Raw genomic sequence first — 13,598 nt, forward strand, 5'->3', positions numbered from 1 at the left:
CGCGCGCCATGATGGCCCCATGCCGACCGCCGTCACCACGGACCGCAGTCGCGGGACTCCGCGATCGGCTCGCGTCGCCCTGTTCGGCCGGGCAGGATGCTGCCCGAGACCGCTTCGTCCCGTCACCTCGACCGCGCTCGGAGGCCCGGATGACCAGGAGTACGCCCGCGCCCTTCACCGCCGACGACTACCGGGCCCGGATGGAGCGCGCCGCGCGTGCGGCGGCCGATGCCGGCCTCGCGGGGCTGCTCGTGGCACCGGGCCCGGACATGGTGTGGCTGACCGGGTACACGCCCACCGCCGTCACCGAGCGGCTCACCGTGCTGGTCCTGGCCCCCGGCTGTGACCCCGTGCTCGTCGTGCCCACCCTGGAGGCGCCGGACGCCGAGGCGGCGGCCGGCGCGACCGCGCTCACCCTGCGCGACTGGACCGACGGCAAGGACCCCTACGCCGTCACCGCCGGCCTCCTCGACGACCGGGGACGCTTCGGCATCAGCGACAACACCTGGGCCATGCACCTGCTCGGCTTCCAGCGCACCCTGCCGGACACCTCCTACGCCGCCCTCACCGACGCGCTGCCCATGCTGCGCGCGGTGAAGGACGCGGCCGAACTGGAGCTCCTGGCAGCCGCGGGAGCGGCTGCCGACGCAACGTTCGAGGAGATCCGGAAGGTTCCCTTCGCCGGCCGGCGCGAGTCCGACGTCGGCCACGACCTCGCCGACCTGCTGCGCCGCTTCGGGCACTCCCAGGTCGACTTCACCATCGTCGGCTCCGGCCCCAACGGCGCCAACCCGCACCACGAGGTCGGCGACCGCGTCATCCAGCACGGCGACATGGTCGTCCTCGACTTCGGCGGCCTCAAGGACGGCTACGGCTCCGACACGACACGCACGGTCCACGTCGGCGAGCCGACCGAGGAGGAGCGCCGGGTCCACGACATCGTGCGCGCCGCCCAGGAGGCGGGCTTCCGGGCCGTGCGGCCCGGCGTGGCCTGCCAGGAGGTCGACCGCGCCGCGCGCGCGGTGATCACCGACGCCGGGTACGGCGAGTACTTCATCCACCGCACCGGGCACGGCATCGGCGTCACCACGCACGAGCCGCCGTACATGATCGAGGGCGAGGAACAGCCCCTCGTGCCCGGCATGTGCTTCTCCGTGGAGCCCGGCATCTATCTGCCCGGCCGCTTCGGGGTGCGCATCGAGGACATCGTGACGGTGACCGAGGACGGCGGGCGCCGGTTCAACGACACCACCCGAGAGATGGTCATAGTGGACTGAGAGAGCCCCCAGACACCCCTTCGACGACATCCCAGAACGGCGACCACGCGACCCATGACCCAGGCACCGACACCCACCGCGGACACCGTGCGCAGACTGGTGCGTTCGCTGCTCAAGGAGACCCTCAAGGCGAGCAAGGAGGGCAAGGAGGGCACGGCGGGCAAGGAGACCGCGAACGGCACCGCGGGACCCGACGTCCGGCCGGTCGCCGAGGGCCGCGAGCACACCTGGTGGGTCGGCACCCGCCATGTGCTGCGGCTCGCGCCCGACCGCGAGGCCTCCGTGCGCCGCCGCCGGGAGCTGCGCCTGCGGGACGTGGTGCGCCCGCACGTCCCCGTCGCCCTTCCGACCAGCGTCGCGCACGGCGACTGGGCGCCCGGCCTCGCCTACACGCTCGACACCAAGCTGCCCGGCGGCACCGCGGACGAGCACGACGTCTCCGCCGTCGGCGAGGCCGACCTCGCCGGGCTGCTCAGCGGGCTGCGCGCGGTGCCCGTACGGCAGGCCGAGACGCTCGGCGTGCCACGCACCGCCCCGCGGTCCCTGGAGGCGCTGCGCCGCATGGCCGTGCACGCGGCCGAACGGCTCGCCGCCGCCGACGAGTTCGACGCCGCGCGGCTGCACCAGCTCACCCCGCCGGGCGCCGCGCAGCTCGCCACGCAGCCCGGCGCCGCCGTGCTCACCCACCACGGACTCACCGGCGAGCACGTGGTGGTCAGCGCCGACGGGCGGGTCCGCGGCATCCTGGACTGGACCGAGGCGGCGATCGGTGACCCGGCAGAGGACATCGCCGGGCTCGCGGTCGCGGTCGGCTCCCCGGCGGCCGTCCGCGCCGCCACCCTCGCCGGCTACGGCGCCCGCCCCTGCCTGCGCGGCCTGTGGCTCGCCCGCTGCGACACCGTCATCCGCCTGACCGACCACCTCGAAGGCCGCGCCCCCGGCTCCCTGCCCCTGCTCAGAACCCAGCTGCGCCGCGCCTGGGAACCGATCCTGCTGGAGCGGGTCAGCGAGTTCAAGGACGACGAGGCAGAGCCCTAGGCCCCCTTCACCCCGGCCCCGGCCCACCCGCCACCGCACGGACCGGGCCTGGGCCGCGCCGCCCCTCCGCGTGTGGCACCCTCCCCGGGCATGCCCGGCCCGCCCGGCACGGTTCGCGTGGTGCCGCGTCCGCAACAGGCCGGCCGTGCCTTCCGGCGGGCGTTCAGGGGGCCCGGAATGCCTTGGGCCATGGGCCGCGTCACCGCCGCGCGCGAGGCGTTCTGCTGGCCCCGTACAGCCCCAGCCACCGCCTGCAGGGTGTCGCGCCGCGATTGGGCCGACTGTGGCAATCCGACGGCCCGTCCCCTGAGGCCCGGCAACGCCCGGCCCGTCCGCCGCCGCACGGACCGGGCCTGCGCCCTGCCGCGGCTTCGGGCGAGGTGTCCTCCCGGGCGTGCCCGGCGCGGCTCGCCCGGCGCAGTCGCGCGCCGGGACCTGGCCGACGCGGTGTTCCCTCGACGGCTCACCCCCAGCGCCCGCACGCCCCCGCTCAGGGTTGCTTCAGCACCACGCAGGACTCGCCCGGCACCTGGAGCAGGCCGTCCGGGCCCGGGGTGTCCACCTGGTCCCAGGCCGCCAGGACCTCCAGGTGGTCGGTGCCCAGGGGGATCGCCGCGGGGTCCTTGCCCAGGTTCACCGCCACCCGGACGTCCCCGCGGCGGAACGCCAGCCAGCGGCGCTCCTCGTCGTACGCCACCTTCGTGTCGGCGAGGTCGGGATCGGTGAGGTCCGGCTGCTCCCGGCGCAGCGCGATCAGCCGCCGGTACCAGGACAGCACGCGCGCGTGGGGCTCGCGTTCCGGCTCCGACCAGTCGAGGCAGGACCGCTCCCGGGTCGCCGGGTCCTGCGGGTCGGGTACGTCCCCCTCGGCCCAGCCGTGCGCCGCGAACTCCCGTCGCCTGCCGCGCCGTACCGCCTCGGCGAGCTCAGGGTCCGTGTGGTCGGTGAAGAACTGCCAGGGCGTGCCCGCAGCCCACTCCTCGCCCATGAACAGCATCGGTGTGAACGGCGCGGTCAGCGTGAGCGTGGCCGCGCAGGCCAGCAGACCGGGAGAGACGAGGGCGGCGAGCCGATCGCCCTGGGCGCGGTTGCCGACCTGGTCGTGGGTCTGGCTGTAGCCGAGCAGACGGTGGGCGCCCACGCGCGCGCGGTCCAGCGGGCGGCCGTGGCTGCGGCCCCGGAAGCCGGAGTACGTGCCGTCGTGGAACCAGCCGCCGGTGAGCGTCTTGGTGAGCGCGGCGAGCGGGGCGCGCGCGAAGTCGGCGTAGTACCCCTGGGACTCCCCGGTCAGCGCGGTGTGCAGGGCGTGGTGGAAGTCGTCGTTCCACTGCGCGTGCACCCCCAGGCCGTGCTCCGCGCGCGGGGCGATGATCCGCGGGTCGTTCAGGTCGGACTCGGCGATCAGGAACAGCGGCCGGCCCACCTCCTCGGCGAGACCGTCGACCGCCGCGGACAGCTCCTCCAGGAAGTGGCACGCGCGCGTGTCGTGCAGCGCGTGCACGGCGTCCAGGCGCAGCCCGTCGAGCCGGTAGTCCCTGAGCCACGCCAGCGCGCTGCCCAGGAAGTACGCGCGCACCTCGTCCGAGCCGGGCGCGTCCAGGTTCACCGCGGAGCCCCAGGGCGTGTGGTGCGTGTCCGTGAAGTACGGCCCGAACGCGGGCAGATGGTTGCCCGAGGGGCCCAGGTGGTTGTGCACGACGTCCAGGACGACCCCGAGACCCAGCTCGTGCGCCCGGTCCACGAGCCGTTTCAGCGCCTCGGGACCGCCGTACGGCTCGTGCACCGCCCACGGCGACACCCCCTCGTACCCCCAGCCGTGCCGCCCGGGGAAGGGACAGACAGGCATCAACTGGACGTGGGTGACCCCGAGTTCGGCCACATGCCCCAGCCTGTCCGCGGCGGCGTCGAGGGTGCCCTCGGGGGTGTATGTCCCCACGTGCAGTTCGTAGAGCACCGCGCCCGGCAGTCCGCGCCCCGCCCACGGGGCACGCCACGCGTACCGCTCGTGGTCGACGACCGCGCTCAGGCCGTCCGGGCCGTCCGGCTGGCGGCGCGAGCGCGGATCGGGCCGTACGGGACCGTCGTCCAGCGCGAAGCCGTAGCGCGAGCCGTCCCCGGCCGCCGCCTCCCCGGTCCACCATCCCGCCCGCCCGGGATCGCGCTCCAACGCGCGCGTGGCGTCGTCGCACTGGAGCGTCACACGGTCTGCCTGCGGTGCCCACACCTCGAACTGCACGGACGGTTCCCCTTCGTCTGCTCACCGTGATGTAGCGCGTCCATCGTGCCCCGAAAACGATCAATCCGCTTTCGGATCCGGCCTTTTCCGGCGGGTGTCGCGGAAGTGCACGCGCGTGGGCACCGGTTCCGCCGTTTCTGGACACCCGGGGTTCACTGACCGACAATCACGAGCGTGACGTCGTCCTTCGAGTTCCCCACATACCCCGCGCGGCTCTCCGACGCGGAGCGGGACAAGGTGCTGCAGGTGCTGCGAGACGGCGTCGCGATGGGCCGGCTGTCGCACGACACGTTCGTGCGCCGCATGGAACTCGCGCTCGCCGCTCGCCGTGCCGACGAACTCGCCGTCCTCACCGCCGACCTGCCCCGCCAGAGCCGGTTCTCCCGGGCGGTGCTCGGCACCGTCGAGGCCGTCTCCGGCTTCACCGTACGGCTGCGCCTGGCCTGGCAGGCCGAGCGGCTGCCCAAGCTGCTCCTGCCGCACCCGGACCACGGCCATCCGCTGCGCATCGGCCGCGACCCCGCCAACGGGCTGCGCCTCAACCACGACACCGTCTCCCGGGTGCACGCCGAACTGCGCCGGCAGGGCGGCCTGTGGGTCCTCAGGGACCTCGGCTCCACCAACGGCACCACGGTCAACGGCCGCCGCGTGGTCGGCTCCGTCGTCGTGCGCGAGGGCGATCTGGTGGGGTTCGGGCGGATGGCGTTCCGGCTCGCTGCGCACTGAGACGCTTTCGGCCATCATGGCGGAAACTGCTTTGCATGCCGTGGTGTTGACGTACGTCACGAGTCGTGACTGACTGTGCGTACGCCGTGTGCGTCTCGTGTGCATCCGGTGAAACCGATGGCCTCACTGTGTGGAGGTGTGCTCTGCCGCCCCTCCTCCGCTACCCGTCCGTGGACGAGCTGACCGCGCGGGCGGCGGCGCTCGCCGCGCGCCACCCCAGGGACGCCGTGCTGCGCCGCGTGGGAACCTCCCGCGCCGGAACGCCGCTCTGGTTGCTGTCGGTCGGCCACGGCAGCCGCCAGGTACTCGTCGTCGCCGGACCCCACGCCAACGAACCCGTCGGCGGCGCCACGGTCCTGACCCTCGCCGAACGCGCTCTCGCCGACCCCGGGATCACCGACGACGCCGACACCACCTGGAACCTGCTGCTCTGCCTCGACCCGGACGGCTCCCGGCGCAACGAGGGCTGGCTGGCCGGTCCCTACACCCTCGGCCACTACTTCCGGAACTTCTTCCGGCCCGGCTTCCTCGAGCAGCCCGAATGGCTGCCGGACGGCGCCGAGGCCGCCGCCCTGCCCGAGACCCGTGCCCTGCTCGGCCTCCAGGACGAACTGCGGCCCTTCCTGCAGTGCTCGCTGCACGGCGTCGACGTCGGCGGCGGATTCGTGGAGCTCACCCGCGACCTGCCCGGCCTCGGCGGGCGCCTCGCCCGCATCGCCGCCGCCCTCGGCATCCCGCGCGAACTCGGCGCCTACGACACCCTGTACTGGCCCACCGTCGACCCCGCCGTCTACCACATCCCGCCGCCGCGCCGCGGCGACCTGGCCGCGGCCATCGCCGAGGCAGCCGTGGAGTCCACCTGGTTCCATCCGTACCGGCACGGCACCGTCACCGCGGTCGTCGAGGCCCCCATGTGGGGCGTGGCCTGCGTCGAGGACGGTTCCCCGCCCGCCGACCGGGACGCGGAGCTGCGGGCCGTCAGCCGGGCGCTGCGTCACGACAGCCGCATCCTGACGGACATCCTGGCCGCCGTGCGCCCCCGGCTGGCCGCGGCGCCGGACGCGGCCCGCCTGCTCGCGCCGGTCGACGACTACCTGCTGGTCTGCCCCGGCCTCGCCGACGCCTGGGACCCCGACACCGCCGCCCCCGGCACTCCCGACACCCTGGGCACCCGCCCGCTGCCGCCGCTCAGCAACGCCCACCTGGCCGCCCTGCGCATCTCCGGGCGCCGTCTGGCGCTGCGCACCGCCGGGCTGCTGCACCGGCTCGTGCGCGGCACCGGCCACGACCCGACCGGCGCCCTGCCGCTCCTGGACCGCCTCATCGACTCCTGGTGCGCCGAGTACCGCGACGGCTTCGGCGCCTGCTGGATCCCGGTCGCCCGCCAGGCCGAGTACCAGGCCCGCGTCGTCCTGGGCGCGTTCGAACTGGCGCTCGGCCACGCGCGCGTGGGCTCCCGTTCGGGTGAGCCGGGGTGGGGAACACAGGAGGTCGTGCCGATGCACCGGGAATGACGTACCTCACCCGAGCGACAGCGGCCGCCGGCGCCCTGCTGGCCGCCGCCGGACTCGTCGCCGCGAGCCCCGCCCAGGCGGCGCCCCGCGACGCGCAGGCTGGCAACTGGCTCCACCTGACCGTCACCCGCGGCGAAACGCAGTCCGGCGACACGCGCGGCACCCTGCTGCTGTGCGACCCGCCCCTGGGCCACCCGCACGCCGCCGAGGCGTGCGCCGAACTAGCCGCCGACGACGGCGACATCGCCCGCATCCCGCAGAAGAACGTCTTCTGCACGATGATCTACGCCCCCGTGACCGCCCGCGCGTACGGACGGTGGAACGGGCGGACGATCTCCTTCCAGGAGACGTACACCAGCAGGTGCGTCATGAACGCGCGGACCGGATGGGTGTTCGCCCTGGACGGCTGAGCCCCGCCGCCGACGAAGCCGGCGGGTGGCGCACGACCCCCACGCCACCCGCTCAGGCCCCTCACGCCATCCGCGCAGGGGCCCTCAGACCACCCTCAGGGCCCGCAGGCATCCGCGCAGGGGCCCTCAGGCCACCCTCAGGGCCCGCAGGCCATCCGCACACGGGGTCTCAGACCCACCCCTCAGAGCCCCCACGCGATCCGCGCATGGCGCCTCACGCCACATGCTCACGAGCCTGCCGGGCCGCCACCAGTACCGTCCGGGCCTGATGTTCCACCTGGTGGTCCAACGGCACCCAGCGGGCCCGGAAGCGATCGGCGAAGGCCTCGCACCAGGTGGCGACGAGCTGTTCGAGCCGGGGCGCCGCCCGGTCGTCCGTCTCCCGCAGCACCCGCAGCAGCATCGCCGCCGCCCGCAGCGGCAGCCGTCGCCCGAAGGCGTCCACACTGCCGACGTACGCCATCGTCGTACCGGCCGGCTGGGTGTGGATCCAGTCCTGTGCCAGGCCCGGGATGAGCCCCAGGGCCCAGCGGGCCGCCCGCAGCAGCGGCCCGTCCGCGCCGTCCAGCCGGGGCAGCGCGTCGGCGAGCACCCGTTCCACCTCCACCGAGTCCCGCAGCAGCCGCGCGGCCAGCCGCCCCATGGCCGCCGCCGGCGCCGGGTGCGGCGCCGGGTCGTCCACCAGGTCGCTGGCCCACATCGGCACCTCCACCACCGCCGTCAGGCCGCCGTAGCGGTGCGCGTGGTACCAGGTGCTGTGCCGCGCGTCGTCGGGCATGCTCGGGTAGGCGACCCGTGAGTCCGGGCCCGGCATGACGTGCACGCCCGGCCCGGAGGACGGCCAGCCCGCCGCGTCCGAGGCGCCCGTCTCCACCGGAATGTGCAGCTCCGCCGCCGACTTGGCGAACGGCTCGGCGAGTCCCGGCACGTCCTTCGTCAGCTGGACCCAGCTGCCGCCCAGATCGGTGCCGTGCAGGGTCACCTGCAGATAGGGGCGCAGCTCGTCGATGACGCCGGTCAGCGCCCGCGTCTCGGGCGGCAGCCGGTCCGGGGGCAGCACCGACGGCGCCCACTCGGGCTGTTCCGCGCCCGTCGGCCGGTAGAAGCCGAGGTGGTAGTCGAGCAGGCTGCGCGGCGCCGGTGTCACATGCAGACTCGCGCCGTCCGGGTCGGCGCACAGCAGGAAGTGCCAGGATGTCCCGGCTCGTAACTCCCGTTCCGCCAACACCCGTTCGGCCAGCATCCGCAGGGTGGAGCCCCCGGTCGGCTCGTTGGCGTGGGCGCCCGCCACCACCAGCACGGCCCGCCGGGCGTGCCCTACCGACAAGAGGTGCAGGGGCCGGCCGGCCCGCGAGAGGCCCACCTGACGCAGCGTGCACAGTCCGGGCTCCTGAGCGGCCAACGTCCCTGCGAAGGCGACCAGTTCGGAAACGCTGGGGTAGCGCAGCTCCGGCAGGAGACTCACCCCCGATTTGTGTCTGCCTGGCGTCGCCCTCCAAGTGCCGCACGGCATGGGTGAACTGTCAAGCACATGGAGGGGGAGGCTCCAGGGGGCGCCCGGACGCGTTCCACGGCGTGCCGGGCGCCACGCACTCGCCGCTCAGCCCTCCGCCCCGCCGCCCGCCCCGCCGCGCTCCCCGCCACCGTCCCCGACGCGCTCCAGCAGTGCCACCGGGAGCCCCTCGAAAAGGTCCGCCACGCGCGCCTGCCCCGTGAACTCCCGTCCCGGTGCCAGTACGTCCGCCCACCGCCCGGGCGGCAGCGGCAGCCGTGTCTCCCGCCAGCCGCCCGCCGCCGCCAGCCGCAGCGACAGCCGGGTCACCGCCGTGACCACCTCGCCGGAGCGGGCGAACGCCACGCAGTGACCGGCGGCCGGGCCGTCCGCGGCGAGCGGGGCGTACGTCGCCGCCAGGCCGAAGGCGGCGGGCCGCCGGGCGCGCAGCCGCAGTGCCGCCGCCGTCAGGGCGTCCTTCTCACCGGGCGCCTCCGGCGGGAACGGCACGGGCCGCCGGTTGTCCGGGTCCACCAGCGCCCGGTACTCGCTCTCCGTGCCCTGGTACACGTCCGGCACCCCCGGCATCGTCAGATGGACCAGGGCGGTGCCGAGCACATTGGCCCGGATGTGCGGCTCCAGCGCCTTGCGGAAGGCGGCCACGCGCTCACCCGGCGGCCCGCACGGCCCGGCCGCGACGAAGGCCGCCACCGCCTCCTCGTACGGCGGCTCCTGCTCGGTCCAGCTGGTGTACAGGCCCGCCTCGCGCGCGTGCTTCAGCAGCGCCCCCTGGATCCGCTCCTCCTCCGCCGGGCCCAGCCCGAACACCGTCTGCCAGGCCGCCCAGGCCAGCTGCCCGTCCGGGACGGCCTCCTCGTCGCGGCTCACCTCGGCGAGCAACTCCGCCCAGCGCCCCGGGCATTCGGTGAGCACGGCCAGGGCCGCCCGTACGTCGGCGCTGCGCTTGGTGTCGTGCGTCGTGACGACCGTGCCGGTGACCGGCCAGTCGCGCTGCACGCGCGCGCAGTACGCGTGGAAGTCCTCAGGTGACACACCGGGACGGCCCGGATCGCCGCCCACCTCGGTCGCCGACAGCAGCGGCACGTACCGGTAGAACGCCGTGTCCTCCACGGACTTGGCGCGCAGCGCCGACGCGGTCTGCGCGAACCGCGTGTACAGCTCCGTCCGGTCCGCGTGGTCCACGGCCGGCCCGTCGCCGAGGGGCTCGACCAGCAGCCGGCGTACGACGTCGACGGCCCCGGCCTCCTCGGGCACCACGAAGGCCGGTCGGGCCTCCTCGGCGGACTCCTCGGTGACGACGGCGGAGGCGTCCTCGGAGGCGTACGGCCGGTAGACCCGCATCCGTACCAGCAGCTCCTCCAGGGCGGTGCGCAGCGCCCAGGGAGCCCGGTCGCGCAGCGAGAGGTCCGGCGAGGCGCCGCACAGCCGGTCGGCCACCCGGGTGAGCCGGTCGGTCTCGGCGGCCAGCTCGTGCGTGAGCACCTTGTAGGCCGCCCGCCGCACCGTCGCCGCCCAGTCGCCGCCCCGGTCCGTCTGCGGGGCCGCGAAACCCCGGTAGCGGTCGAGCAGTTCACCGGCGCCGGCGGAGTCCGTGAACAGGCCGTCGACCTGGCGCAGGGCGTCGTAACCCGTAGTGCCCGCGACGGGCCAGGAGGCCGGCAGGCGCTCGCCGTCGGCGAGGATCTTCTCCACGACGGTCCAGCGTCCGCCGGTCGCCTCGTGCAGCCGCCGCAGATAGCCGTCCGGGTCGGCGAGCCCGTCGGGGTGGTCGACGCGCAGCCCGTCGATCACCCCCTCCCTCAGCAGGCGCAGGATCGTGGCGTGGGTGGCCTCGAACACCGCCGGGTCCTCCACGCGGACCCCGATCAGCTCCGAGATGCTGAAGAAGCGCCGGTAGTTCAGCTCGGTGCGGGCCAGGCGCCACCACACCGGGCGGTACCACTGCGCGTCCAGCAGCCGGGGCAGCGGCAGGTCCTCGGTGCCCTCGCGCAGCGGGAAGGCGTGGTCGTGGTAGCGCAGGACGCCGCCGTCGACCACCAGGTGGTCCCGCTCGGCGCCGACCGGTCCGCCGAGCACGGGCAGCAGCAGCCGGCCGTCCTGCGCCTCCCAGTCGATGTCGAACCAGCGCGCGTACGGCGACCCGGGACCCTCCCGCAGCACCTCCCACAGGGCGTGGTTGTGCCGGGGCACCATGGCCATGTGGTTCGGCACGATGTCCACCACCAGGCCCAGACCGTGCTCCCGCGCGGTGCGCGCCAGCGCGCGCAGCCCCTCCTCGCCGCCGAGTTCCTCGCGCACGCGCGCGTGGTCCGTGACGTCGTACCCGTGCGTGGAACCCGGGACGGCCTCCAGGACGGGGGACAGGTGCAGGTGCGAGACGCCGAGCGACGCCAGGTACGGGACGGCCGCCGCGGCGGCGGCGAACGGGAACGCGGGCTGGAGCTGCAGCCGGTAGGTGGCCGTGGGCACCCCCGGTCCGGGTCGCGCAGAGGTCATGGTGACCTACGTACCCAGCCCGCCCCCTTTCGTGTCATCGGCCCCCGCACGCGTCCCCGCCCTCGCCCGTCCGGCGTACGTGCCGGGCGGCGGCGGGGAGGAGGTCAGGCCGGCCGCTGGAGCACCGTCATGCTGCGGTCGGGCAGGGTGATGCGGTCGCCGGCCGCGACCTTCGGACCCGTGCCCGACGGCACCCCGTCCGGGGCGGCCGTGTCGACGACGACCTGCCACTGCCGTCCGTGGTCGACGGGTACGACGAAGTCCAGCGGCCCGGGCGAGGCGTTGAACATCAGCAGGAAGGAGTCGTCGCTGATCCGCTCCCCGCGCGGCCCCGGCTCGGAGATCGCGTTGCCGTTCAGGAACACCGTCAGCGCGGACGCCCGCGCCGAGTCCCAGTCCCGCTGGGTCATCTCCCGGCCCTCCGGGGTGAACCAGGCGATGTCGGACAGCTCGTCGTGGGTGCCCTCCACCGGGCGGCCGTGGAAGAAGCGCCGGCGGCGGAACACCGGGTGGTCGCGGCGCAGCCACACCATGGCGCGGACGAACTCCAGCAGGTCGCCGCCGCCCTTGTCCCGGTCCTCATCCCCGTCCCCGTCCCCGTCCCCGTCCCCGTCCCCGTCCCCGTCCCCGTCCCCGTCCCCGGTCCCGGTCCCGTCCGCGTTCCCGTCCTCGGGCCAGTCCACCCAGGCCAGCTCGTTGTCCTGGCAGTAGGCGTTGTTGTTGCCGCGCTGGGTGCGGGCGAACTCGTCGCCGTGGCTGATCATCGGCACGCCCTGGGACAGCATCAGCGTGGCGACGAAGTTGCGCATCTGGCGGGCGCGCAGCGCGAGCACGTCCGGGTCGTCGGTCTCGCCCTCGACGCCGCAGTTCCACGACCGGTTGTGGCTCTCGCCGTCCCGGTTGTCCTCGCCGTTGGCCTTGTTGTGCTTCTGGTCGTACGAGACGAGGTCGTGCAGGGTGAAGCCGTCGTGGCAGGTCACGAAGTTGATGGAGGCGAGCGGGCGGCGGCCGTCGTCCTGGTAGAGGTCCGAGGAGCCGGTCAGCCGGGAGGCGAACTCGGCCAGCGCCCGCGGCTCGCCCCGCCACAGGTCCCGGACCGTGTCGCGGTACTTGCCGTTCCACTCGGTCCACAGCGGCGGGAAGTTGCCCACCTGGTAGCCGCCCTCGCCCACGTCCCACGGCTCGGCGATCAGTTTCACCTGGGAGACCACCGGGTCCTGCTGCACCAGGTCGAAGAACGAGGACAGCCGGTCCACCTCGTGGAACTGCCGGGCCAGCGTCGCCGCGAGGTCGAAGCGGAACCCGTCGACGTGCATCTCGGTCACCCAGTAGCGCAGCGAGTCCATGATCAGCTGGAGCACGTGCGGGGACCGCATGAGCAGCGAGTTCCCGGTGCCCGTGGTGTCCGTGTAGTAGCGGGGGTCGTTCGCGAGCCGGTAGTAGGAGGGGTTGTCGATGCCCTTGAAGGACAGCGTCGGGCCCAGGTGGTTGCCCTCGGCGGTGTGGTTGTAGACGACGTCCAGGATGACCTCGATCCCGGCCTCGTGCAGCGCGCGGACCGCCGACTTGAACTCCAGGACCTGCTGGCCGCGGTCGCCCCAGGAGGCGTACGCGTTGTGCGGGGCGAAGAAGCCGATGGTGTTGTAGCCCCAGTAGTTGCGCAGGCCCAGGTCGGCCAGCCGGTGGTCGTTCACGAACTGGTGGACGGGCATCAGCTCCAGCGCCGTCACACCGAGCTTGGTCAGGTGTTCGATGATCGCCGGGTGGGCGAGCGCCGCGTACGTGCCGCGCAGTTCCTCCGGGAGGCCCGGGTGGCGCATGGTCAGGCCCTTGACGTGGGCCTCGTAGATCACCGTGTGGTGGTACCCGGTGCGCGGCGGACGGTCGTCGCCCCAGTCGAAGTACGGGTTGATCACCACCGAGGTCATGGTGTGGGGGGCCGAGTCCAGGTCGTTGCGCCGGTCGGGGGCGCCGAAGTGGTAGCCGTACACCTCCTCGCCCCACCGGACCTCCCCGCTGACCGCCTTCGCGTACGGGTCGAGCAGCAGCTTCGCCGAGTTGCAGCGCAGCCCCCGGCCGGGGTCGTACGGGCCGTGCACCCGGAACCCGTACCGCTGTCCCGGCATGACGCCCGGCACGTACGCGTGCCGCACGAACGCGTCGCTCTCGCGCAGCTCCACCGCCGTCTCCGAGCCGTCGTCGTGCAGCAGACACAGCTCTACTCGGTGCGCGGCCTCCGTGAACACCGCGAAGTTGGTTCCGGCGCCGTCATAGGTGGCGCCGAGCGGATACGCCTCTCCAGGCCAGACCTGCATGGACACGACTCTTCCAGGTGTGCCGCCCCGCCGGGGCCGCGTTGGCTCCGAGTCTGCCCGAAAGTGACGGAAC

At 74.1% G+C, this 13,598-nt stretch carries 9 protein-coding genes; 5 read left to right on the top strand and 4 right to left on the bottom strand.

Annotated features, from left to right (window positions below; genetic code table 11):
- The first annotated feature begins 149 nt into the window (after positions 1-149).
- Positions 150-1,277: an aminopeptidase P family protein gene (locus ABZ865_RS01035; protein WP_361222132.1), complete on the top strand. Its 1,128-nt coding sequence runs from the start codon at positions 150-152 to the stop codon at positions 1,275-1,277.
- 54 nt (positions 1,278-1,331) lie between these two features.
- Positions 1,332-2,315, top strand: coding sequence for an aminoglycoside phosphotransferase family protein (locus ABZ865_RS01040; RefSeq protein ID WP_361222134.1), 984 nt, complete (start codon positions 1,332-1,334; stop codon positions 2,313-2,315).
- Positions 2,316-2,805: 490 nt separating this feature from the next.
- Here the strand turns inward: ABZ865_RS01040 and treZ are convergent, their stop codons facing one another.
- On the bottom strand, positions 2,806-4,551 hold the full coding sequence (treZ, locus tag ABZ865_RS01045; RefSeq protein WP_361222136.1) for a malto-oligosyltrehalose trehalohydrolase: 1,746 nt from the start codon (positions 4,549-4,551) through the stop codon (positions 2,806-2,808).
- A gap of 174 nt (positions 4,552-4,725) precedes the next feature.
- On the opposite strand from treZ, the gene ABZ865_RS01050 reads away from it, so the two are divergent.
- The 3 genes from ABZ865_RS01050 to ABZ865_RS01060 all read left to right on the top strand — a co-directional run bounded on the left by ABZ865_RS01050 (position 4,726) and on the right by ABZ865_RS01060 (position 7,201).
- Positions 4,726-5,277 carry a DUF1707 and FHA domain-containing protein gene (locus ABZ865_RS01050; protein WP_361222138.1) on the top strand — a complete coding sequence of 184 codons (552 nt, stop codon included), beginning with the start codon at positions 4,726-4,728 and terminating at the stop codon, positions 5,275-5,277.
- A gap of 128 nt (positions 5,278-5,405) precedes the next feature.
- Entirely contained in the window at positions 5,406-6,791 is a 1,386-nt protein-coding gene (locus tag ABZ865_RS01055; RefSeq protein WP_361222140.1) for a M14 family zinc carboxypeptidase, read from the top strand.
- Positions 6,788-7,201 (top strand): SSI family serine proteinase inhibitor, encoded by a 414-nt coding sequence (locus ABZ865_RS01060; protein WP_361222142.1) that lies wholly within the window; start codon positions 6,788-6,790, stop codon positions 7,199-7,201. Before ABZ865_RS01055 ends, ABZ865_RS01060 begins: the two co-directional genes overlap by 4 nt.
- A 214-nt stretch (positions 7,202-7,415) precedes the next feature.
- On the opposite strand, the gene ABZ865_RS01065 is transcribed toward ABZ865_RS01060, so the two are convergent.
- From ABZ865_RS01065 to glgX, 3 genes are all read right to left on the bottom strand, one after another.
- Entirely contained in the window at positions 7,416-8,666 is a 1,251-nt protein-coding gene (locus ABZ865_RS01065; RefSeq protein ID WP_361222144.1) for a M14 family zinc carboxypeptidase, read from the bottom strand.
- Positions 8,667-8,801: 135 nt separating this feature from the next.
- Positions 8,802-11,210 (bottom strand): malto-oligosyltrehalose synthase, encoded by a 2,409-nt coding sequence (treY, locus tag ABZ865_RS01070; RefSeq protein ID WP_361222146.1) that lies wholly within the window; start codon positions 11,208-11,210, stop codon positions 8,802-8,804.
- A gap of 104 nt (positions 11,211-11,314) precedes the next feature.
- Positions 11,315-13,525, bottom strand: coding sequence for a glycogen debranching protein GlgX (glgX, locus tag ABZ865_RS01075; RefSeq protein WP_361222148.1), 2,211 nt, complete (start codon positions 13,523-13,525; stop codon positions 11,315-11,317).
- Positions 13,526-13,598 lie beyond the last annotated feature (73 nt).

The organism is Streptomyces sp. NPDC047085, assembly GCF_040643735.1.
GTDB lineage: Bacteria > Actinomycetota > Actinomycetes > Streptomycetales > Streptomycetaceae > Streptomyces.

Excerpts from the sequence above, each read along its gene's own strand:
- ABZ865_RS01035 (WP_361222132.1), top strand. The coding sequence starts at position 150 with ATGACCAGGAGTACGCCCGCGCCCTTCACCGCCGACGACTACCGGGCC.
- ABZ865_RS01040 (WP_361222134.1), top strand. The coding sequence starts at position 1,332 with ATGACCCAGGCACCGACACCCACCGCGGACACCGTGCGCAGACTGGTG.
- ABZ865_RS01060 (WP_361222142.1), top strand. The coding sequence starts at position 6,788 with ATGACGTACCTCACCCGAGCGACAGCGGCCGCCGGCGCCCTGCTGGCC.
- treY (WP_361222146.1), bottom strand. The coding sequence starts at position 11,210 with ATGACCTCTGCGCGACCCGGACCGGGGGTGCCCACGGCCACCTACCGG.
- glgX (WP_361222148.1), bottom strand. The coding sequence starts at position 13,525 with ATGCAGGTCTGGCCTGGAGAGGCGTATCCGCTCGGCGCCACCTATGAC.